This window comes from Acidovorax sp. Root267, assembly GCF_001429215.1.
Classification (GTDB): domain Bacteria; phylum Pseudomonadota; class Gammaproteobacteria; order Burkholderiales; family Burkholderiaceae_C; genus Acidovorax; species Acidovorax radicis.
In genome coordinates, this window is record NZ_LMJC01000033.1 from 191,633 (window position 1) to 213,780 (window position 22,148).

The 22,148-nt window shown below is 64.8% G+C and carries 21 protein-coding genes; 11 read left to right on the forward strand and 10 right to left on the reverse strand.

Annotation, left to right across the window (positions count from 1 at the left end; translation table 11 throughout):
* The first annotated feature begins 5 nt into the window (after positions 1–5).
* From ASE39_RS24330 to ASE39_RS24350, 5 genes are all read left to right on the forward strand, one after another.
* Positions 6–809, forward strand: a complete 804-nt coding sequence (locus ASE39_RS24330; protein WP_057272854.1) for an ABC transporter permease — start codon at positions 6–8, stop codon at positions 807–809.
* 144 nt (positions 810–953) lie between these two features.
* Positions 954–1,787, forward strand: a complete 834-nt coding sequence (locus ASE39_RS24335) for an ABC transporter ATP-binding protein (protein WP_057272802.1) — start codon at positions 954–956, stop codon at positions 1,785–1,787.
* Between the two features lie 38 nt (positions 1,788–1,825).
* The gene (locus ASE39_RS24340; RefSeq protein WP_057272803.1) at positions 1,826–2,920 is read left to right on the forward strand and encodes an ABC transporter substrate-binding protein; all 1,095 of its coding nucleotides are present in this window, start codon (positions 1,826–1,828) and stop codon (positions 2,918–2,920) included.
* Entirely contained in the window at positions 2,917–4,254 is a 1,338-nt protein-coding gene (locus tag ASE39_RS24345) for a sulfatase-like hydrolase/transferase (protein ID WP_057272804.1), read from the forward strand. Before ASE39_RS24340 ends, ASE39_RS24345 begins: the two co-directional genes overlap by 4 nt.
* A gap of 184 nt (positions 4,255–4,438) precedes the next feature.
* Entirely contained in the window at positions 4,439–5,404 is a 966-nt protein-coding gene (locus ASE39_RS24350) for a CysB family HTH-type transcriptional regulator (RefSeq protein WP_050816597.1), read from the forward strand.
* 116 nt (positions 5,405–5,520) lie between these two features.
* Here the strand turns inward: ASE39_RS24350 and ASE39_RS24355 are convergent, their stop codons facing one another.
* Positions 5,521–5,814: a hypothetical protein gene (locus tag ASE39_RS24355; RefSeq protein ID WP_057272805.1), complete on the reverse strand. Its 294-nt coding sequence runs from the start codon at positions 5,812–5,814 to the stop codon at positions 5,521–5,523.
* Positions 5,815–6,123: 309 nt separating this feature from the next.
* Between ASE39_RS24355 and ASE39_RS24365 the strand changes: the two genes are divergently transcribed.
* The 3 genes from ASE39_RS24365 to ASE39_RS24375 all read left to right on the forward strand — a co-directional run bounded on the left by ASE39_RS24365 (position 6,124) and on the right by ASE39_RS24375 (position 7,642).
* Positions 6,124–6,777 (forward strand): IPTL-CTERM sorting domain-containing protein, encoded by a 654-nt coding sequence (locus ASE39_RS24365; RefSeq protein WP_242421555.1) that lies wholly within the window; start codon positions 6,124–6,126, stop codon positions 6,775–6,777.
* Between the two features lie 255 nt (positions 6,778–7,032).
* Positions 7,033–7,281, forward strand: a complete 249-nt coding sequence (locus tag ASE39_RS24370) for a hypothetical protein (protein ID WP_010461330.1) — start codon at positions 7,033–7,035, stop codon at positions 7,279–7,281.
* 130 nt (positions 7,282–7,411) lie between these two features.
* On the forward strand, positions 7,412–7,642 hold the full coding sequence (locus ASE39_RS24375) for a hypothetical protein (RefSeq protein WP_057272808.1): 231 nt from the start codon (positions 7,412–7,414) through the stop codon (positions 7,640–7,642).
* A gap of 83 nt (positions 7,643–7,725) precedes the next feature.
* Here the strand turns inward: ASE39_RS24375 and ASE39_RS24380 are convergent, their stop codons facing one another.
* The 5 genes from ASE39_RS24380 to ASE39_RS24400 form a co-directional block, all read right to left on the reverse strand.
* Entirely contained in the window at positions 7,726–8,808 is a 1,083-nt protein-coding gene (locus tag ASE39_RS24380) for a hypothetical protein (RefSeq protein WP_057272809.1), read from the reverse strand.
* A gap of 59 nt (positions 8,809–8,867) precedes the next feature.
* Positions 8,868–9,200 (reverse strand): metal-sulfur cluster assembly factor, encoded by a 333-nt coding sequence (locus tag ASE39_RS24385; protein ID WP_057272810.1) that lies wholly within the window; start codon positions 9,198–9,200, stop codon positions 8,868–8,870.
* A 339-nt stretch (positions 9,201–9,539) separates the two neighbouring features.
* On the reverse strand, positions 9,540–10,154 hold the full coding sequence (locus ASE39_RS24390; protein WP_057272811.1) for a hypothetical protein: 615 nt from the start codon (positions 10,152–10,154) through the stop codon (positions 9,540–9,542).
* Between the two features lie 86 nt (positions 10,155–10,240).
* The gene (locus ASE39_RS24395) at positions 10,241–11,668 is read right to left on the reverse strand and encodes a sensor histidine kinase (RefSeq protein WP_140426871.1); all 1,428 of its coding nucleotides are present in this window, start codon (positions 11,666–11,668) and stop codon (positions 10,241–10,243) included.
* A complete protein-coding gene (locus ASE39_RS24400) occupies positions 11,661–12,359 on the reverse strand; it encodes a response regulator transcription factor (RefSeq protein ID WP_057272813.1) in 699 nt (232 codons plus the stop codon). The genes ASE39_RS24395 and ASE39_RS24400 overlap by 8 nt, the downstream gene beginning before the upstream one ends.
* Positions 12,360–12,466: 107 nt before the next feature.
* On the opposite strand from ASE39_RS24400, the gene ASE39_RS24405 reads away from it, so the two are divergent.
* Together ASE39_RS24405 and ASE39_RS24410 are read left to right on the forward strand one after the other, a co-directional pair.
* The gene (locus ASE39_RS24405; RefSeq protein ID WP_010461343.1) at positions 12,467–12,889 is read left to right on the forward strand and encodes a tripartite tricarboxylate transporter TctB family protein; all 423 of its coding nucleotides are present in this window, start codon (positions 12,467–12,469) and stop codon (positions 12,887–12,889) included.
* Between the two features lie 10 nt (positions 12,890–12,899).
* The gene (locus tag ASE39_RS24410; protein WP_057272814.1) at positions 12,900–14,414 is read left to right on the forward strand and encodes a tripartite tricarboxylate transporter permease; all 1,515 of its coding nucleotides are present in this window, start codon (positions 12,900–12,902) and stop codon (positions 14,412–14,414) included.
* Positions 14,415–14,490: 76 nt separating this feature from the next.
* Here ASE39_RS24410 and ASE39_RS24415 read toward each other — a convergent pair whose 3' ends face one another.
* From ASE39_RS24415 to ASE39_RS24430, 4 genes are all read right to left on the reverse strand, one after another.
* Positions 14,491–16,878 (reverse strand): ATP-dependent DNA helicase, encoded by a 2,388-nt coding sequence (locus tag ASE39_RS24415; protein WP_057272815.1) that lies wholly within the window; start codon positions 16,876–16,878, stop codon positions 14,491–14,493.
* A complete protein-coding gene (locus ASE39_RS24420) occupies positions 16,875–17,846 on the reverse strand; it encodes a hypothetical protein (RefSeq protein WP_242421556.1) in 972 nt (323 codons plus the stop codon). Before ASE39_RS24420 ends, ASE39_RS24415 begins: the two co-directional genes overlap by 4 nt.
* A 447-nt stretch (positions 17,847–18,293) precedes the next feature.
* Positions 18,294–19,505, reverse strand: a complete 1,212-nt coding sequence (locus tag ASE39_RS24425) for an MFS transporter (protein ID WP_242421557.1) — start codon at positions 19,503–19,505, stop codon at positions 18,294–18,296.
* A 358-nt stretch (positions 19,506–19,863) separates the two neighbouring features.
* A complete protein-coding gene (locus ASE39_RS24430; protein WP_140426872.1) occupies positions 19,864–20,640 on the reverse strand; it encodes a carboxylesterase family protein in 777 nt (258 codons plus the stop codon).
* Positions 20,641–20,718: 78 nt separating this feature from the next.
* Here ASE39_RS24430 and ASE39_RS26160 point away from each other — a divergent pair.
* Positions 20,719–22,076, forward strand: a protein-coding gene (locus tag ASE39_RS26160; RefSeq protein WP_242421558.1) for an IS3 family transposase whose coding sequence is annotated in 2 segments (ribosomal slippage) — positions 20,719–21,196 and positions 21,196–22,076 — 1,359 coding nt in all. Because the reading frame shifts where the segments join, the coding sequence is not laid out codon by codon here.
* Positions 22,077–22,148: the final 72 nt, after the last annotated feature.

Genomic DNA, 22,148 nt, shown 5'->3' on the forward strand with positions numbered 1-22,148 from the left:
TGCACATGTCTTCTGTGAACGTGCCGTTGAATGTTTTTCAAAGGGTGCCCCGGCGCCTGCGAGGCTGGGTGTTGCCCACGCTGATCCTGGCGGTGTGGTGGGTAGCGGTGGAGTGGGGTGGTTCGACCTCGCCCTTGCTGGTGTCGCCGCTGGCCGTGTGGCAGCGCGGCATGGGCCAGGTGGCCAGTGGTGAGCTGTGGGTTGCGCTGTCGGCCAGCCTGTGGCGCATGGCCTGGGGGTTTGTGATCGGCTCCAGCATCGGGCTGGCGGTGGGGGCGCTGCTGGGCTGGTCGCGCTGGGCCGAGCGGTTGGTAGGCCCAACTTTTCACACGCTCAAGCAGATCTCGCTGTTTGCGTGGATTCCGATGCTGTCGATGTGGTTTGGCCTGGGCGACGCGGCCAAGATCGCCTTTGTCGCGATGGCCGCGTTTTTCCCGGTAGTGCTCAACACCTTCGAGGGCCTGCGCGGTGTGCCGCGCGAATACCTGGAGGTGGCCCGCGTGTACGAATTCAGCGTGTGGCAGACGCTGCGCCGTGTGGTGGCGCCAGCGGCCGCGCCCTCGCTGTTCACGGGCATCCAGCTGTCGCTCATCTACACCTGGCTGGCCACGCTGGGGGCGGAATACCTGCTGGCCTCGGGCAAGGGTATTGGCAACACGCTGATCGACGGGCGCGAGCACTTCTGGATGGACCTGGTGCTGTTTGGCGTGGTGGTGGTGGGCCTGGTGGGCTTTGCGCTGAACTGGCTGCTGGCCGCGCTGGAGAAGCGCCTGCTGGCGTGGCGCGACCGCACCGTGGCGCAGTACTAGTGCCCCCTGAGGCGCTGCGCGCCATCCCCCTCAGGGGGACGCCCCCAGGGGCCTGGCGAAGCCAGTTCCCCGGCGGCACTGGCCTCGGCCGCGCCAGTCTCGACCAATAGCTAAGAACAACGTCATTCGAATAGGAAATACACCATGGCACACGCCGGCACCCTGGCCATCCGCGGCCTGAACAAGCAGTACGAGGTCAAGGGCGAAGTCCTGCCCGTGCTGCAGGACATTCACCTCACCATCGAACCCGGCGAGTTCGTGAGCATCGTGGGCTCCAGCGGCTGCGGCAAGTCCACGCTGCTGCGCCTGGTCATCGGCCTGGAGGGCGACTACCAGGGCGAGATCCTGCTGGGCGGCCAGCGCATTGTGGGCACCAGCCTCAACCGGGGCATCGTGTTCCAGGAGCACCGCCTGTTTCCCTGGCTCACGGTCGAGAAGAACGTGGCGCTGGGCCTGCTCAACTCCAGCCTGACCGAAGGCCAGCAGCGCGCCACGGTGCGCGAGCACATCGAACTGGTGGGCCTGCAGGGCTTTGAAACCGCCTACCCGCACCAGTTGTCCGGCGGCATGTCGCAGCGCGTGGCCATTGCGCGGGCGCTGGTCAACCGGCCTGACATCCTGCTGCTGGACGAGCCCTTTGGTGCGCTCGACGCGATGACCCGCGCCCACCTGCAGCAGGAGCTGCACCGCATCTGGCAACAAGAAGGCATCACCATGATCCTGGTGACCCACGACGTGGAAGAGGCCGTGTACCTGGGCAACAAGGTGGTGGTCATGGAGCCGCGCCCCGGCCGCATCCGCCGCATCGTGCCGGTGGACTTGCCACATCCGCGTGAGCGCACGTCGTTTGCCTTCACCACCGCCAAGGATGGCGTGCTCAAAGAGTTTTCAGCCCATCCCGCCGCCGACCTGGCGGAGCCACCGCTCAAGCGCGGCGAGCAGATTGCTCCCGCCTCGCAGTGGCAGTTTGCCGTCTGAGCGCTTCTTTTCTAACCCCTTTTGTTCCAGAGTTTTTCATGACGCAACAACCCACAGGATTTTTCTCCACCCGCCGATCCCTCCTGCTCACTGGCGCAGCCGTGCTGGCAGCGCCCATGGTGCTGCGTGCACAGACGCCGACCAAGGTCGTGCGCATCGGTTCGCCCGACCTGGGGACGGCCAACAAGCCTTCGCCTGGCAGCAGCGCGCTGGCGGTGGCGCATGCCAACCGGTGGCTCGAAGAAGAGTTCGCCAAGGATGGCATCACGGTGGACTGGAAGTTCTTCCGGGGGGCGGGCCCGGCTGTGGCCGAGGCCCTGTCGGCCAAGCAGCTGGACGTGGTGTTCCTGGGCGATCTGGCCTCGGTCATTGGCCGCTCGCGCGGGCTGCCCACGCGCTACCTGCTGCCCACGGGGCGTGGCTCCAACAGCTATCTGGCCACCGCGCCGGGCGTGAAGATCAGTTCGGTGGCCGAGCTCAAGGGGTGCAAGGTGTCGGTGCTCAAGGGCACGGCCTACCAGCGGCCCTTTGACAACCTGTTGGCCACGGCCGGGCTCACCGAAAAGGACGTCAAGCTCATCAACCTGGACTGGCCCAGTTCCAAGGCCGCCGTGGTGGCGGGCGAGATCGACGCGACCTTTGGCGGCTCCGACCTGTTCTTGCTGCGCGACAAGGGCGTGAACATCCCGCTGAGCACCAAGGGGCGTGGGCCTGCGTTCACCATCAACGCGGGTGTGCTGGCCACGCAGGACTTCATCACCGGCAGCCCACAGCTGGCGCAGCGCCTGGTGCACCAGGTGGTGCGCAGTGCCCATTGGGCCTCCCAGGAGGCCCACCGCGAGGCCTACATCAAGCTGGTGGTGGACCACAGCGGCGCCCCTGAGATCGGCGTGCGTTCCGAGTTCGAGGGCGAGCAACTGGCCAGCCGGTTCTCGCCGCTTATCGACGAGGCGCTGGTGGCTGGCTACCAGGGCGTGGTGGACGATGGCCTCAAGCTCAACCTCATCCGCCAGGGCTTTGATGTGAACGCCTGGTTCGAGCCGCGTTTTGCGCAACAGGCGCTGCGCGACCTGAAGCTGGAGCGCCATTGGTCTGCGCAGGACGCACAAGGCAAAACCAAGGGGGCGGCATGACCAACAAGCCCGTGCAACCACCCAACATCGTCTTTATCCTGGCCGACGACCTGGGCTGGGCCGACCTGAGCGTGTACGGCCAGGCCGACTTCAGCACACCGCACCTGGATGCGCTGGCGGGTGAGGGCGTGCGCTTCACGCAGGCCTATGCCAACTCGGCCGTGTGCTCGGCCACGCGGTTCGCGCTCATCACCGGGCGCTACCAGTACCGGCTGCGCGGCGGGCTGGAGGAACCCCTGGTGCGCAAGGCCCATGTGCACGGCCTGCCGCCCGAGCACCCCACACTGCCCTCGCTGCTGCGCAATGCGGGCTACGACACCGCGCTGATCGGCAAATGGCACCTGGGCAGCCTGCCCACGTTCGGCCCGCTCAAGAGCGGCTACAACCGATTTTTTGGCAACTACGGCGGCGCCATCGACTACTTCACGCACAAGCCCGGCGTGGGCGAAGCCGTGCCGCGCGATCTGTACGAAGGCGAGGTGCCGGTGGAGCGTGTCGGCTACTACACGCAGCTGCTGGCCGACGAGGCATCGGGCTGGCTGCGCGGGCGCGACACCCAAAATCCGTTCTTCCTGTCGCTGCACTTCACCGCGCCGCACTGGCCCTGGGTGGGGCCGGAGGATGAGGAAATTTCGCTGGGCCTGAAAGACCTCTTTCACTACGACGGCGGCAACTTGCAGACCTACGCCAGGATGGTGCGGTCGCTCGATGGCGCCGTGGGCCAGGTGCTGTACGCGCTGCAGGAGCAGGGCCTGGCAGACAACACCATCGTGGTGTTCACCAGCGACAACGGTGGCGAGCGATTTTCCAAAACCTGGCCTTTTACTGGCCAGAAGACCGAGCTGCTCGAAGGCGGCATCCGTATTCCCACGCTGCTGCGCTGGCCCGCACGCATTGCGCCGCAGGTGAGCGACCAGGTCACCGCCACCATGGACTGGTTGCCCACACTGCTGGCGGCAGCTGGCGTGGCGCCCGACGCCGACTACCCATCCGACGGCGAGAACATCCTGCCCGTGCTGGAGGGCCATGCCCGTGTGCACCCGCGCACCTTGTTCTGGCGCTACAAGTCGCAACGCCAACGCGCCGTGCGCGAGGGTCGTTTCAAGTACCTCAAGATCAACGACAACGAGTTCCTCTTCGACGTGGAGGACGACACGCTGGAGCGCGCCAACCTGCGCCACAAGCACCCCGAGGTGTTCGAGCGCCTGCGCACGGCGTGGGAACAGTGGAACGCGCAGTTCCTGCCGATCACCGACGAGGTCGTCACCCACGGCCTGTCGCCGGACATCCAGGCCGACCGCTATGCCCCCGACCTGAGCCAGCGGGGGATGTGAACATCCCTACCTGAAAAAATCAACAAAAATTGGCCCTGGCGCTTGATGAGTAAGCGCTAGAAGCTATCAAAAATATAGTATTTGACGTGCTGCAAATGACGGGTGTGCCCTCTGGCCGCCATCCGCACCCACCCTCACCGGGCGCTGCAGTGGCGGTCACCTTCCTTTCCTCTCACGGGTTTCTATGAATTTTCAGCAACTGCGCTCCGTGCGCGAAGCCGTGCGGCGCGGCTTTAACCTGACCGAAGTGGCCCACATGCTGCACACCTCGCAACCTGGCGTCAGCCGCCAGATCCGCGAACTGGAAGAAGAACTGGGCGTGGAGATTTTTGTGCGTGCGGGCAAGCGCCTGACGGGCCTCACGCCACCCGGCGAGGCGCTGCTGCCCACGGTGGAGCGCCTGTTGCTGGAGGCCGACAACCTCAAGCGCGCGGGCCAGGATTTCAGCGACAGCGCCACAGGCCGGCTGTCGGTGGCGGCCACACACTCGCAGGCGCGTTATGCGCTGCCCCAGGTGGTGCGCGACTTCCGGGCGCTGTTTCCGCAGGTGTCGCTGCACCTGCACCAGGGCTCCCCGCGCCAGGTGGCCGAGATGCTGCTCAGCGGCGAGGCCGACATCGGCGTGGCCACCGAGGCACTGGCGGGTTATGACGCACTGGTCACGCTGCCGTGCTACCGCTGGACCCACAGCATCGTCGTGCCCCCGGGCCACCCTCTGCTGGAGCTGGAGGGACCGGTGACGCTGGAGCAGTTGGCGCAGTACCCCATCATCACCTATGAGCTGGGCTACACGGGCCGCGCGCACATCGACGAGGCCTTTGCCCGCGAGGGCATCGCCCCCGACATTGTGCTCACCGCCATGGATGCCGACGTGATCAAGACCTATGTGGAGCTGGACATGGGCGTGGGCATCGTCGCTTCGATTGCCGTGGACGCCGAGCGCGACCGCCACCTGCGTCTGATCGACGCGGGCCACCTGTTCGAGGTCAACCTGACCCGCCTGGGCCTGCGCCGTGGCGCCTGGCTGCGTGGCTACGCTTACCACTTCATCGAAAGTTTTGTGCCCACGTTGACGCGGGAGGCGGTGGAGAAAGCGGTGCAGCAGGGCGGCTATCGCTCTGCAGATGCGGAGGAGGGCAGGGGTATTTAGGGGAGCTGTTCCCCGGCTGCTACGGTACACCTAGGGCCTGCCCGGCCCGAGAGGATGTGGCACAGACGGGGACCGGTCTCCCCGCAGGCCCTATTCAGGGGAACGGGTCCCGGGGGCTATTTCTTGGCGGGCGTGCTTGAGCCCTGGTTTGCATCAATCTCTCGCAGCATCTCGTTGGATTTGTCCAGTGCCTGTGCCGTCTCACTGAGCTGTTGTTCGATCTCCGCCGTCCGTTCGACTGCGGCCTGCAGATCGCCCTCAGCAGCCTTGGGCTGCACTTTGGTGGACAGCACGGCATGAACCACTTCCAATTCGCTTGCAGCAGCTTTGATCTGCTCGGCCGCTTCGACGTTCTGACTCAGGACATCGGAGATGGCAGCGTCCTTTGATTGCATGGTTTTGGTCGCCATAGGTAGGGTTTAGAGTAAGACAAACTGGGCTCGAACATCCCCCGGGAGAAACGCTCCACCGGGTGACTGCCTACATGCTGGTCAATGGCGTTGGACGGAATGGGGAAACGCGTTCTTCAACGGGTGCGCCCGGCATGTTTTGCGGTGCACCCTGTAGCCATTCTCGTCGAAGACCGCCACACCCCACAAGGCGGCCTTGCGGCTGACGCCGGTGCACAGCCTTTGGGACGCTGGGTTGACCATGCGCAGGGTGTTGGAAACGGTCGCCCAGTGGGCGCATACGCTCATAGTCTTGAGCGGCCAAGTTTGATGCGTGAAATCCATGGCAGCGTGTTACAAACGTGCGCAAAAGGGATGGAAATGAAAATCTTCAAGGCTTTGGCCGCTGCTTTGCTGCTGGCTTGCTGCAACGCGCATGCTGTCTACACGACCTACATCTATGAGAGCGGCGGTAACGTCGTGGCAAGTGGAGCAGGGACACTCGATACGACGTCGCTGGGAGCGCTGGGGGCTTTGTCCGTGACCCCCTTGGTCATTCCGGTCAGCGCGATATTGCGCGTGGGAACGCCCGGGGCATCCATCCAGGCATTTGGTCCGCTGAACGGGCCCGCATCCTTTGGCCCGGGCGGTCTGACAAATGCAGATGGGGGTAGCGGCGACATGGTGGGGCTTTTTGGCGCGCTGGCATTGTTTGTGCCCCAGGCCTACGTTGCAGGTGATCCACTCAGTTCGTCAGCCAGCTGGTCTGCCGCCACCCTTGCAACCCTGGGCTTGACCCCTGGCGACTACACCTGGACGTGGGGCAGCGGGCCGTCCTCCGACTCGTACACCCTGCGGGTCGGGGTTGCACCGCCAGGGGTGATCGTCGCATCCATTCCCACCCTGTCTGAATGGGCTGCGGTGGTGATGTCTGCACTCTTGGCGATTGGCGGTATCTGTGCCCTTCGGCGGCGACGGCCCTAGACGCGACGCACCGGCTTGCCGCCATGCCCACGCTGGCGCAAAGGGCCACGATGCTGGTGTTGGGGGCTGCCGACAATCTCAGGCTCCAGCACGCCCTACCGCGTTGCATATTTCGCGCCACCAGCAACTTGCCGATGTAGGACCACGCCCATATCCACGGCCGTGAAATAAGCGCATGCTGGGCAAAGCATCGATGACCACTGGAGCTGGGTCTCTTCGCCCCCGGTTTTAGCAACTCCAGAACCAAGGTCAGCTATGTGTATCAAGATCACCGTTGCGCAAACGGTGCCGGATGACGCATTCACGCGCATCGTGGCATTGACGCAGTTTCTTCAGAAAACCGACCCCAACTTCGAAGACCAGCAGTTTGGAATTGTTCGTGGTGAGGCGGCAGATGTGGTCGTCATCGACCCGGAGGACAAGATTCGTGAAAAGCTTCTGCATCTATTGGTGGTAGAGGCGATAACGGCCGACACGGATTCGGTCATGGGCTCGCTAAGCTAACAAGGCGGCAATGCCCGAGGACTCCAGAAAACGCTGAGTCGCCCCGCGCCCTGGCGGGCGCAAGCTTGCAGCTATTGACCACAAAAAAGTCCTCCGTGCTCCATCGAGCGCTTTGTTTGTTGAGGACCCCATGAGTATCACCATCACTGTCGATCACACCGTTTCTGAGAACGATTTCGAAGAAGTCGAGACTCTGGCGAGGCACTTGCAAGGCAGCGACTACAACTTCAATGGCCGGGCAATTTGGGTCATACGTGGCTCCCTGACAGACGTCACAGATAGCCAGGATCCATTGCGGGGGGCGCTGCTGATGCTGATGGTGGACGGCTTGTTGAAACGCTTGCGCATCCGGTCCAAATAGATGAGAGGGGCGCTTGTCCTCAACGTGTTCATTCCGCAGCTTTGGCCCCTGGCCACGCGCCGCCAGGGATGGCCACAACTTCGTCACACAGCTGGTTGTGGGCGGTGGCGCATGTGCCAGAGCACTGCGGCCCCTACCACCGTGGCAGCAAACAAGCCAATGGCTACGGCGTTCAGCAGGGCACCGATGCCCCGCCACGCAGGGTCGTACAGACCGATGCCCAACCGCACGATCAGTGAAAGATGCAGGGCCGCCAGCGGCACATAGAACAGTGAGCCGAATTGAAGCTTGATGCGGGCAATGGCGGGGAGGATGACCGGAGCGTGCCCCATCATCATGCTCACGATAAACCCCAGCCCCAGCGCGTGCAGTGCGGCATCCCGCAGCGGAAGGCCCAGCGCTGTGCCCGTCCAGGCCAACCCGGCAACCGCCAGCCAAACGTAGCCGCCCAGCAAGCACACGGCCATGAAACGCGCCAAGCCCTGGGCCAGCACGGTGCGGCGTGCAATGTCAAAAATGCCAAGCCACAGGGCCAGGAGAAACAACGAAAAACCGTAGAGCACCCCGCCCGCCCGCGGCGAGAACGCTGACAGCGCTGCACCCACAGCCATCGCACCCAGGAGCAGCCCCAGCGAGAGCTGTGCACCCGGGCGTCGGCGCATTAACCGCGTCATTTCCAGTCGCTCGGCGGCAATCGTCATCACCAGAAATGCAAACCACCACGGCACGCTCGACGCGTCCCCCGGCCGGCGCAGGAACAACAAGCTACCCGTGAGCCAGGCGAGGGCGCCAGCGAGCAGCAAGATGGTATGGGCCGCACGCTGACGATGAACCACCACCACATTGACCCCCACGAAAAACACAGCGGCCACAGCGAGCAGCCAGGCACCCGCAGTCGTCTGGCCGGCCAGCAGGCACAGTCCACCCAAACCAGAGGCTACCGGCGCCAGCCAGGCAGAGTGCCGCTTGACCGCAACGGCCCGCTCGATACCGATGACGGTGCCCATGAACCCGCAAATCATCAGTGCACCGTGGCTCACCGCTGCGTTGCCCAACCAATGGCCCGTCGGAAAGGGCAAAGAGAGTACCCAACCTGCTCGCAGCAGGCCTCCAGCGATGCCGCTCAGCAGCGCCAGTGCCACCAGTATCAAGAGGATGGGGACCAAGGTGCTGGCACGGGTAGATGCAGCGCGTTGCCTGGCAGGAGGTGAGCCCGCCGGAGGAGTCACCATCCCATGAAGCGCTTGGCGCCCTCGCTCAAGCGGTCGGTGGTCCATGGTGGCTCCCAGACCAGCCCGACCTGGATCAGCAACTCCGGTGGCATGTCGCGGTCGAGCTCGGTTTCGATTTCTTCCAGGATCACGTCGGTCACGGGGCACGCTGCAGAGGTCATGGTGACCAGGGCATGCAGCTTTCCTTGCGCTACGGTGACGCCGTAGATCAGCCCCACATCCACCACGTTCATGGCTACCTCGGGATCGACCACACGGCGCAGCGCTGCAAGGATCGGTGCGCGCAACTCTTCTGGGCCGTCGTACGGAAAAGGTGATGGGCTCATGGCAATGTCTGCACTGCTTGGTGCCTACTCTTCACCGTGAGCGCGAGCAGGAGAATGGCTGTGGCGCCTGCTTGTGTAGGCGCTGAATGAGCGCCTGCAGAGGCCATTGGTGGGGAGGCGGTGGGCTGGAACATTGTGGCTCCTGAAAGGAAGTCAGCTTGGACGCACTATTGATTCGAATCGAGCACAGAGACCTTTGCAAGCACGCCAGGAGATCAATGGCGCGCAGCACTTGCAACGCAATGCAAACTCAAAGTGAAAAATATGAATTAAATCAGTCTCTGGCGCTTTATCAATAAGCGTTAATAGCTATTAATTTAATAGCATTCTTTCTGCGACTCAACGCGGCACGCACCCCGCGAAGCCCTTCGGCCCCGCCGCATCCACGTCCGCCAGCGTCAGCGCCACCGTGCTGTCGTTCTGTCCCGGAATCTTGGTCAGTCGCTGTCCGTTTTGCCAACGCCACAGCTTGCCGTCAAAGCTGTAGATGAAGGTGTGGGTGCGGTTGGACAGCAGGTGCGCGGGGGTCAGGGTGATGGCCTGTGCGGCGGCCTCGGTGGTGGCCGTGGCCTGGGCTTCGTTGTCCTTGATGACGATCTTGCCGACGTAGGGTGTGACGGGCGATTCGGTGCGGTTGATTTCGCGCTGTACCAGGGCGGGGCTGTGGCCGGTCTTGGTCCATTCACCGCTGCCGCCGGGGCGCACATGGGGTTCGCGCGCGGCGAGGAACTGTGTACATGCTGCCACGAGGGTGCCGAAATCAGCCTCGGCAGTGCTGGATGTTGCAGGGATCTCACCAGCCCGATCACACCCAGAAAGTACCAGGGCTGTCAGCACCAGGACCGATAGGCCCGCAGGCCCTTTGGCGAACTGTGGCCGGTGGTGGAGGGCCGTGGATGGCGACGAGGAGGAAGGGCGGGGGATGTGGGGCACGTGGTGATTGTGGCGGCTCATGGGGGTGCGCGGTCTTGATGTGCGTCAAGTGCCGGTCTGTCGCTGCTGCTGCTGCTGCTGCTGCTGCCGCCATTCCCGCTGGCCACTCAGTCTGCTGGCCGGGCGTGTGGCAGCCAGACGCTGGCGACCAGCCCCGGGCCGTCTTGTGCCGGGTCCAGTGCCAGCCGTCCGCCCATCAGCTGCGCGTAGCGCGCCACGATGGACAGCCCCAGCCCCGCACCCTGGCCCAGGCGCACGCCCTGGTCGCCTTGTGCCCAGCGCTGCAGCAGGCGCTGCGCCAGTGCAGCGTCCACCCCGGGGCCGTTGTCGGCCACGCTCAGCACCACGTGCTCGCCCCGCATCTGCAGTGCGACGGTGATGCGGGGCGGGTTGCCGCGCCCGTAACGCAGCGCGTTGTCCAGCAGGTTGTTCAAGATGCCTTCCATGAGGGCCGCGCTGGCGCGCACCTCCACGGTCTGCTCCAGGCCTTCGGCCCCCAGGTCTACGCCCAAGGCGTCTGCGCGCGATAAAAAGCGCAGAAGTACATCGCGCACCAGGGCGTTGAGCGCGATCGTCTGCAGCGTCAGCGCAATGCCGCCTTCGGCCGCGCGTGCCAGCGCGAGCAGCTGGTCCACCGTGCGGCTGGCACGCTGTTCGGCCTGCTTAATGCCTTCGAGTTCGCTGCGCCAGATGGCGGTGTCGTCCTGTGCCAGCGCATGGGCAGCCTGGGCGCGGATACCCGCCAGGGGCGTGCGCAGCTCGTGCGCCACGTTGCCGGCGAACTCGCGCTGCGCATGCAGGCTGTGTTGCACCCGCGCCAGCAGGCCATCCAGGGCCATGCCCAGGCGTTGAACATCGCGGGTGCCTGCCTGCTGCGTCAGCGCCTGTGGCAGGGGCTGCAGGTCGGCGGCGTCGCGCTGGTCCACCGCATCCTGCAGCGTGGTCAGTGGCCGCAGGTCGCGTTCGATGCCACGCAACAGCCATGAGCCCAGCACCACCAGCAGCCACAGCTGGGCCAGGCCTGAATACAGCAGCAGCCTGCGCAGCAGCTGTGTGCGCTCGGCCGTGGTTTGCGCCATGACCACCGTGAAGGAGGGGGTGCCTGCAATGTGCAGGCTCACGCGGCGCAGTTCGCGCCCTTGATGCGCGAGCTGCGAAAACGCGTGGGTGCTGCCCGGGGCCACGGTGCCCGCCGCCAGGTCGTGGTCGCCCGCGATGAAGATGCCGTCGGGCCCATACACCGCAAACCACACGGTCTCGCTTTGGTCAAAGCGCAGCAGGCCCACCTCGCGCGGGGTCAGGTCCAGCCGCAGCGCGTCGGCCCCTGGGCTCCCGCCGCGCACGTGGGCCGCCAGCGCATGGGCGTCGTCCAGCAGCGCACGGTCAAAGGCCTGGGCCACAAAATGGTTGCCCACGCCCAGAACCACGGCGCTGCCCAGTCCCCAGATCAGTACCAGTGACAGCAACACGCGGCGCCCGATGCGCTGGCGCAGGGCGGGCGGCTGGCGCCCGAGTGCCTGGCTGGCGCTAGGCACTGGTTGCCTCGTCCTCCAGCACATAACCCAGCCCGCGCAGGGTGCGGATCGCAGCGCCGCTGCCTGCGATCTTGCGCCGCAGGCGTGAAAACGAGGCCTCCAGTGCGTTCTCGCCCAGCACCTCGCCCGCATCGGACAGGCGCGACGACAGATCGCTCTTGCTCAGCACGCGGCCGGGCGGGGTCATCAGCTCCCACAGCAGGTCGAACTCGCGCGCGGGCAGCTCCAGCGGCTGCCCAGCCACGCTGACGCGGCGGGCCTGCCGGTCCAGCGCCAGTTGGCCCACGGTCACCAGGTCGGCCGTGCCGCTGGCGCGCCGCAGCAGCGCGCGCAGGCGGGCTTCGACCTCCTTGAGTTCGTAGGGCTTGCCCAGGTAGTCGTCGGCGCCTGCGTCCAGCCCGGCAATGCGTTCTTCGGTGCTGTCACGCGCGCTGAGCACCAACACCGGCGTGCGGTCGCCGCGTGCACGGGCGCCGCGCAAAGCCGTCAAGCCGCTGCCCAGGCCGCTGCGAGCGTGTGCGGCATGGGGCAGGTTGAGGTCCAGCAGCACGGCGTCAAAGGCTTGCACAGCCCACCAGTGCTGGGCTTCTTCGATGGTGTGGGCCAGCTCGACGCGGTGGCCTGCGTTTTCAAGGCCGTGCGCCATGGTGCGGCTCAACACGGGATCGTCTTCCACCAGGAGGAGGCGCATGGGTCGGCTCTACGTTCTACGTGAAATTACGCATGGCCCAGATCAGCCAGCGATCAGGTTCGATGGGGATAGTCCACCAGCATAACGTTTCAGGAGACAGACTTTTCATGATCAATCGCAATCTGGTCAGAGGCTTTGCCCTCATGGCCCTGGCGCTGGGCTTTGGCCTGCCGTCGATGGGCTACTCGCTGGGCTCGCTCAGCCGCGCTGGCTCGGGGCTGTTCCCGTTCATCGTCAGCTGCATACTTTTTGCCATCGGGGGCATCACCGTGGTGCGCGCGCGCCTGGTGGCGCCCGTGCCGATGGATTTTCAATACCGCAACATCGCCATCATCCTCGGCAGCCTGTGCGGCTTTGCCGCGCTGTCGCACTTCGTGAACATGATCGCGGGCATCGTCTTCCTGGTGTTCTGCTCGGGGTTTGCAGGCACGTCGTACTCGGTGGTGCGCAATCTCAAGATCGCGGCGGTGCTGGTGGGCATTGCCTTCATGTTCCAGAAGCTGCTGGGCGTCAACCTGCCGCTGTACTGAGGTCATCACCATGGACGTCCTCCACAACCTCGCGTTCGGCTTCAGCCACGCGCTCACACTGCAGAACCTGATGTTCTGTGCCCTCGGCTGCACCGTGGGCACCCTGGTGGGACTGCTGCCGGGCCTGGGCCCGCTGGCCACCATCAGCCTGTTGCTGCCGCTGACGTATTCCATCGACACCACCGGCGCACTCATCATGCTGGCCGGCATCTACTACGGGGCGCAATACGGCGACAGCGTGAGCGCCATCACCATGAAGATCCCGCACGCCAGCTCCATCGTGGCGTGTATCGATGGGTACCAGATGACGCTCAAAGGCAAGACGGGCCTGGCGCTGTTCACGGCGGGGGTCTCCAGTTTCATCGGTGGCACCGTGGCCATTGTGGTGCTGGCGTTTCTGGCCCCTAGCCTGGGTGAGGTGGCCTTCCTGTTCGGCCCGGCAGACTACTGCGCGCTGATGCTGGTGGGCTTTGTGTGCGTGAGTTTTGTGACCACGGGCAGCCTGCTCAACGGCCTGGCCATGTGCATGGTGGGTGTGCTGCTGGGCTCGATCGGTACGGACGTCAACAGCGGCCTGGCGCGCTTCACCTTCGACATGCCGTTCCTGGCCGATGGTGTGGGCATCGTGAGCATTGCGCTCGGCTGCTTTGGCATCGCCGAGATCACCAAGAACCTGGATGCCCGCGAAGAGCGCTCGCCCTTCAACGGCAAGATCAAGCTCATCCCCACATGGCCCGAGTTCAAGCGCATCATCCCGAGCGCCCTGCGCGGCAGCGTAGTGGGCTCCATCCTGGGCATCCTGCCCGGCGGCGGCCCGGTGATCGCGCAGTTTGCGGCCTACGCGCTGGACAAGAAGGTCAGCAAGTACAAGCACGAGATCGGCAACGGCTCCATCGAAGGCGTGGCCGGCCAGGCCGCTGCCGACGAGGCCGCCGCGCGCACCAGCTTCATCCCGCTGATGAGCATCGGTATCCCCGAGAACGCGGTGATGGCGCTGATGATGGCCGCGTTCATCATCAAGGGCATCCAGCCCGGCCCCAACATGATCGCCGGCCACCCTGAGCTGTTCTGGGGCCTGGTGGCCAGCATGTGGATCGGCAACTGCTTTTTGCTCATCCTGAACGTGCCGCTGGTGCGCTACTGGCTGTCGGTGTTCAAGATCCCGTACAACGTGCTGTTCCCGGCCATTTTGTTCTTCTGCTGCATCGGAACGTACAGCATCAACAACAACCTGGACGACGTGTTCATCACCGTGGCCTTCGGGGCGCTGGGCTACCTCTTCATGCGGCTGGAGATGGACCCGTCACCGCTGATGCTGGGCTTCATCCTGGGCCCCATGCTGGAGGAGAACTTCCGCCGCTCCATGCTGCTGTCGCGCGGCAGCTTCGATGTGTTCATCAACCGGCCCATCAGCGGCACGTTGATCAGCCTGATCGTTGCATTCATCCTGTGGCAGACCTTTGTGTTCTTCCGCCAGCGCGGCAGGGCCAAGGAGCTGGTGGTGGCAGAGCCCGCCGCAACCTGACGATTGACTCTCTCTGTTGGCTGCTTCGCAGTCTTGCAAGGCCGGTCGCCCCAGGGCGAGCGGCCTTTTTTGTAGATCACTCCACCTTCCACCATCCGGGCAGCAGCATGCGCACTTCGGCCCGCCCGAACCGGTCGTCCATCAGGTGCACCACGCCTTCGTCGCTGGGCGTGCGGATCACCCGGCCTGCGGCCTGTACCACCTTTTGCAGCCCGGGGTAGAGGTACGTGTAGTCATACCCTTCCCCAAACAGTGCCTGCATGCGCTGGCGAATCTGCTCGTTGACGGGGTTGACCTGCGGCAGGCCCAGCGTGGCCAAAAACGCACCAATCAGCCGCCGACCCGGCAGGTCGATGCCCTCGGCAAACGCGCCGCCAAGCACGGCAAAGCCTATGCCTTCGCTGGTGTCGGTAAAACGCTCCAGAAACTGCCGCTGCTCCGCCTCGAGCATGCGGCGCGACTGGCGCCAGTGCGGCAGGTGGGGGTGCCGCTGCGCAAACCCATCGGCCACCTGCTGCAGATATTCGTAGCTGCTGAAAAACGCCAGGTAGTTGCCCGGCCGTGCATTGAACTGTTGCGCCATCAGCTCGGCAATCGGCGCCAGCGAGGCGTGGCGGTCTGCATAGCGCGTGGAGATGTGGCGCGCCACCTCCACCTTGAGCTGTGCACTCTCAAACGGCGACTCCACGTCCACCCACACATGCTGATCGGGCAGGCCCAGCAGGTCGGCGTAATAGCGCGCAGGCTGCAGCGTGGCCGAAAACAGCGTGCTGGTGCGCGCAGCCTCCAGCCGGGGTTGCAGAAAAGGCGCGGGCACGACGTTGCGGATGCACACCGTGGCGCTGCCGGGCTTGGCGGCGGCGCTGCCCGGGCGCGACAGGTGCGATGTGTGCGGTGCAGGCCGGGAAATGTCCACCAGCGAATTCGAGTCAAGCAGCTCGGCCAGGCGCGTGATGTGCATCGCCTCGAAGTAGAAGGTCTGCAGCGCCACATCAAGGTCGGCTGGGTGGTCGGAAAAGTGGTCTGACAGCGTGGTGCCGCACTGCTGCAATGCGCCCAGCAGCGCCTCCGGAAAGGCGTCGTACACGGCATAGTCTGCTGCCTGCGCTTTGTCGAGCGCCACCCAGCAGCGGCGCACTTTGTCCAGCGCCTTTTTCACCACGGGGTGGCGGCTGGCAGCGGGCGATGTGCGGGCCGCCGCCAGCGTGTCGGGGCGCAGTTCGGCGCTGTACATCTTGCGGCCGCGCTCCACCAGGTTGTGGGCCTCGTCCACCAGCAATGCGGCGCGCCATTGGTTGGCCTGCGTCAGTCCGTGCAGCAGGCCGCCAAAGTCAAAGTAGTAGTTGTAGTCGCCCACCACCACATCGGCCCAGCGGGCCAGCTCCTGGCTGAGGTAGTAGGGGCACACCCGGTGGGCCAGCGCCGCATCGCGCACCTGCGCCTGGTGCAGCGGCACGCTGTGGTGGTGATGGGCCGGGGCATTCGGTGCCGCTGCCTCTGCCGCACCCCGGGCCACTTCCTCCGATGCCGCACCGCTGCGCGCAGCCTGCAGCGCCGCAGCGCGCGCCCCGGGCAGCCGGTCGTAAAAACCTTGCGCCAGCGGGCACGACTCGCCATGGCAGGCCTTGTCCGGGTGCTCGCAGGCCTTGTCGCGCGCTACCAGCTCCAGCACGCGCAGCGGCAGCGTGGGCGCGCTGTCGGCCAGGCGCGCCAGTGCGTCCAGCGCGGTCTGCCGGCCCGAGGTTTTGGCAGCCAGAAAGAACACCTTGTCGAGCTGCTGCGCCGGCGCCGCCTTGAGCAGCGGGAACAGCGTGCCCATGGTCTTGCCAATGCCCGTGGGCGCCTGGGCCAGCAGGCAGCGGCCACCGGTGGCCGCCTTGTACACGGCCTCGGCCAGCGGGCGCTGCCCCGCACGAAAGCCGCCAAACGGAAACACCAGCGTGCCCAGCGCCGCATCGCGCGCCGTGCGGTGCGCCACCTGCTGCTCGGCCCACGCCAAAAAGCGCTGGCACTGCGCCTCAAAGTGCTCGCGCAGTTCGTCGGCGGTGCAGTGCTCGGAAAACACTGTCTCCTTCTGCGAGCCAATGTCAAAGTACACCAGCGCCACGTCGATGTGCGCCAGCTGCTCTTGCTGGCACAGCAGCCAGCCATACACCTTGGCCTGCGCCCAGTGCAGGTGGCGGTGTGATGCGGGCTGGCGGTCGAGCCGCCCCTTGAAGGTCTTGACCTCGTCGATGCGTTGCTGGACTGGGTCGTAGCCGTCGGCACGGCCGCGCACCTGCAGCGTCTGGTAGCTGCCGCTCAGCGCCACCTCGGCCCGGTAGCCCTTGCCACGGCGCGCGGCCACCACGCCATGGCCGGCTATGCCCTCGAGCGCGGTGGGGGCGGGCGTAAAGCGCAGGTCCAGGTCGCCCTGCTTGGCGGTGAACTCACACAGCTCCCGCACCGCCACCGTGTAGGTCATGGGGCCTCGGTGCAGGGTGGGGGGCTGTCGTCGGGCGGCAGCAGCTCATCCGCCGCAGCGTCGCCCGCGCCCGGTTCGCCCAGGTGCGCCTGCGCCAGCTCCGCCTCGCTGCGCATTGGCGTGGCCTTGCACAGCGCCATCCACACTGCAAAGGGCAGGGCGCAGGTGGCATGCCGCGCGGGCCGCAGCAGCTCAAAGCGGCCCCCATCACCGTCGTCCAGCCCGCCGTGCAGCACCCACACGCCAAAGTGCTCGGGGATCTCGTCCACCTCGGCCACACCCGCCGGGAATACGTAATAGCACTCCTCGCACAGCCACTGGTAGGCCTGCCGCTTGGCGTCGTGCCGCAGGTCCGACAGCAGGTCGGCCCGGCTCACCTTGACCTCATGCACCATCGGCTGCAGGTACGCCGGCACCGTGGTGTTGCGCACCGAGAAGAGATCGGGCCGCGCCATGCGCCACACATTGGCCGCTGCGTGGGTGGCTGGGGTGTCGGCGTCTTCGCTCCACAGCGGGGTGCTGTGGAGATGGGTACTGCTGTTGCTGCTGATGGCCATGCTGCCGGTTGGCGCGGCGGGCATGGCGGCATCCAGCGGGGTGGGCGGCGGCTGCGGTGCTGGCCCATCCACCACAGCGCGCAGAGACAACTCCCGCCACACAATGCGCCCCGCCGTCAGCAGGTGCTCTGCAAACTTTGCCGCCAGCCGGTCGTGCGTGCTCAGAGCCCGCACACCGCGCTGGCGCGCAACGGCCAGGGTGCGAATACCTTCATCGGTGAGCCGCAGGGACTCGAACCCCTCGGGCGACACATGCAGCGCCACCAGCTGCGCGGCCAGCAGGTCAATCTCCAGCGCATCCTTGCACGGCCACCCCGCAGAGCGCCAGATTTGCATGAGGCGGGTGCGGTGGAAGCGGGTGAGTTGGATGGGGGGTGGAGAGGACGGGGTGGGGGAGGGCAGCGCCGTCATGGGGTGGAGGGACGGGTGGCGGGGTACTGATTTTAATCACAGTATCCATGGGGCGCGTCCCTCAAGCGGCTAGGGCAGCGCCAGACGGATGAAAATTGAGAAAAATTGGCATCTAGCGCTTGATGGGTAAGCGCAAGATGCTATACAAAAGTGAGCAATATTATGCAGGCAGCCGTATAGGCATACGATGACTGCCGTACAGCGGTTGCCGCCTTTGGCAGTCAGTTTTCTAGGGTCAGCTTTGTCGCCAAAAGCCGTCTGTGCAAGACGCCGGCGCGTTGATCTGTCGATCCGCCTGAGTCCTGAGCTAGCTGTGCAACCGCCCCGAATGAAGGCATGTATATCCGAGCCAGGCTTTCATTGCCGACCGCTACATGATGGTGACGTGGCGCAATCAAGTGCTGGCGGCACCTTGTACGGCAGCGATGTATAGAGCGCTGCAGGTGCTCAAGCCGGGCGCTGGCGGCACACCCACCAAGAAAGGCCCAGGCCTACCACCGAAGCCACGCCGGTGACCACCCAGGTGAAATGCCAGCCACCCGCCAGGCCCGCCACCCAGGCCACAAGCGGTGGCCCCACGAACTGGCCACAGGCCGAGCACTGCTGCACCCAACCCATCGTGGTGGACACCGTACTCTCGCTGGGTGCCAGCCGTACCGCCAGGGCAAACAAGGTGGCGGGAATCATCCCGCCCACGGCCGAAAACGCCACCACGGCAGCGAAACGAAGGACCGGGCCATCGCCCGCGAAGGGGCTGAAGGCCACCACCGTCGCCAATGCCGTGCCGCCGAAACCGATGACCAACAGATGGTGCGTGCGCCAACCCGCCCGCATCAAGCCGCCGGCCCCCAGGTTCCCCACCACGTTGGCCGCGCAGGCCAGTGCGGTCAGTGCACCCGCAGCCACGCCGCTGACGCCCGCCTGCATGTAGATGGAGGGCAGAAACCCGATGACGGCCAGCCACTGGCAGGAGTACATGCCAAACGCCACTGCTACCGCCCAGGGCCCGGGACTGGCCAGGGTGAGCCGCAGCCGCTGCGTCAGAAGCACCACCGCGGGAGGCGGCGGGTCGGTGCGCGGCCGCGCCACGGTGGTTCGCCGCGCATCTGGGCCAACGGCCAGGGCCAGCCAGAGCCCCGCGCAGCCCGCCAGCACACCCAGCAGCCCCCACCAAGCCTGCCAGTTCCACAGCCCCATGACCACCGGCCCTGCCAGAAGCGCCAGGGCAACGCCGGCGGGCATGTAGGCCCCCCACAGCCCCATGAAGGCGGGCAGCCTGGCAGCGGGCACCAACTGCCGCATCAAGCTGGGCGCCGGCAGCACAACCCACAGGAAACCCAGCCCCTCCAACGCCCGCAATGCCAGCAGGTCCGCCGCCTGGCGGGCCCACACGCCCGCCAGGCTGGCGATACACAGCACGCCCAGCCCATACAGCATGCTGCGCCGCAGGCCAAAACCATCGGCCAGCGCACCCACCAGAACGCCGAGCAGCATGCCCGCCAGCTGGACAGCCGACAGCAAGAAGCCCGCCTCGATCAGCGAGACCCCCAACGCATCCCGCAACACGCCGATGGCGGGTGGAATCTTGCCGATGTGCACGGCGGCCGCGAGCCCAGCCAGAAAGACGGCAATGGGCGCGCGCAGGGGAAAGGAAATCAACGATCGCATTTCTTCAAGGCCTGAATACGGAAGGGGGCGGCGGACATGCAATCCCCCACACGATAGCAGGCAGCCCCGCCGCCACGAAACACCGCCGTCGCCGGTGAGGTCTGTCCTTGGCAGAGCGGCCCAGGCCCACTGTCGTGTTTTCAGGAATCGCGGACATGGACGCATTCCGCACCGACCACGCCGCGCGAAGGGCCTGTAGGCCTTGCGTCCGTCCAGGTGCCCCGATTGGCGCACTCGCGCTCGCGCTGCGCCAGACTGAAGCGGCAATCGTTGTCATCCGCCGAGTGGCATTTCGGGGTTCCCTTGGCGCACGCCGAAATGCCCGCCGAGTGACCTAGGGCACTTTTAACTATTGATACCCCAGAAGGGCATCCCACACGCGCATCTGGGCGATCTTCGGCACCGTGCCAAACGCGATGGATGAAGACGCTCCGGAGCCAATCAGTGCAGAGTTTGTGTTGCCACTGCCGTAGCTTTGCCAGACTGTGCCATCCGCAAAAGTCGCCGTCCCGTTTTGGGCGAAAGTGGCCACTGCGCTCATCAGATGCCGACTGAGCTGCTGCTCTGCAGCGCCCGATCCGACTTTTTGACGGTAGTAGTCAAGCCCATATGTGCCGAACAAGAACGGCAGCTCTGCACAATGGGGAACGCCTCGCCCCGGGGGGGGCAAGTCATGCATGAAGGTTCCATATCGCACGTTTGCGCCTTGCTTCACGAGACTGTCTGCATAGCGAACGCAGAAGTTGCGCAGGTTCCTGTCACCGTTGATTTCAACCCACAGGTTGCCCGGCGCTGAGGAACGACCCTCTGTCAGGGCCGCATCCTGGTAGGCTGTGATCACCTGGGAAGCCCGACTCGCAGAACCAGAAAGTGGCGCGACAAGGGCCGTGAGCGCCTCCATGGTGGAAGGCAGTGGAGCGGTGAGCGAAACCTGCGTCACTGGATCGATCAGGTCAACAAAAAAAGACCCCTCAGTGAGCGTGTTCGTGATCAGCACCGGTACACGCTGGGGCCATGCCACCCGGGTCCAATCGGCGAACACAGTCTTCCCATCCATCACGGGCGACGCCTTGACGCCAAAGCCGGACCGAAACGTAGAGGGCAGCGGTTGAGCGTTCAGTGCCAACTCGGCCGCGTGCAATGTGGCTGAATCGCCCCGGTTTTGAACTGACCCCCAGAAGTTGGACAAACTTCAAGGGGTTTCATGAAGAAGTATCAGACAGAGTTCAAGCTCAAAGTGGTCAAGAGTTTTATGGCTGGGGACGGTGGGGCAAAGCTGCTGGCGCGCCAATGGTCTGTGCCTGAGGAGAAGATCCGCACTTGGGTGAGCCACTACCGCCTGCACGGCATTGACGGGCTGCGCCCCAAGCGCAGCACGTACAGTGCGCAGTTCAAGCTGCAAGTGCTGTCCCATCAGGATCGCGAACAGCTCTCCAGCCGCCAGGTCGCAGCGATCTATGACATCCGCAATCCCAACCAAGTCGTGGTCTGGCGACGCAATCTCGATCAAGGCCGCCTGCAGGCTATCGAGAACGAGAAAGAAGAGCGTCCCAAGATGAAGCTGGAAGGCCGCTGCGCAGCGCCATCGAACAAGGTTGCCGCCGACGCAGCGCAAACCCTACGAGAAGAGAACGAACGACTGCGCGCCGAGGTCGCGTACCTAAAAAAATTGCAGGCCTTGATTCGGTCGAAGAGATCAGCTGCGCCGACAAAGCGCGTCTGATTGCCGGGTTGAGGCATCACCATAAATTGGCATACCTGTTGCAGGTCGCAGGCCTGCCACGCAGCACGTTCTACTACCAATGCCAGGCGAGCCAGCGCGCCGACCAGCAAAGCGCCTTGGAGGCCAGGATCCGCACTGTCTATGACGAGCATAAAGGGCGCTACGGCTACAGACGGATCACGGCCGCGCTATGCAATGCAGGGGCGGAACCGATCAACCACAAGTGCGTGCAGCGCCTGATGCGCAAGATGGGGCTGCGCGCGTTGATTCGGGTGAAGAAGCGATCCCGGCATGTTCTAGGCGTCAGCGATGCGCACGTGCCGAACTTTCTACAGCGCGACTTCCGTGCGACCGCACCAAACCAGAAGTGGGCAACCGATGTCACCGAATTCAATGTGAATGGCCACAAGCTCTACCTGTCAGCTTGCATGGACCTCTACAACGGCGAGATCGTCGCGTACCGCATGGCAAGGCGTCCAGTCTTCGAGTTGGTTTCCGGCATGCTCGAGGCAGCGCTGGCGCGGACCGCTTGCACGGGGGAACTGATCGTCCACTCGGACCAAGGTTGGCACTACAAGATGCAGCCCTATCGAGCGATGCTTGTGCAACGGGGAGTCAAGCAAAGCATGAGCCGAAAGGGCAACTGCTTTGACAATGCGGCAATTGAGAGCTTCTTCGGCACCCTCAAGGCTGAGTACTTCCGGCTTGCCGCGCCCGACAGCCTTGATACGCTCGAAGCGGGCGTGCATGATTACATTCACTACTACAACCATGAGCGCATCAAGCTCAGATTGAGCGGACTCAGCCCGGTGGGATACCGACTGAGAAACAGCGACTGATTGGCGGCAAGGTAACCGTCCAACTTCTGGGGGTCAGTTCAATACCGGGGCGATTCACCTAGCTAAAGGGTT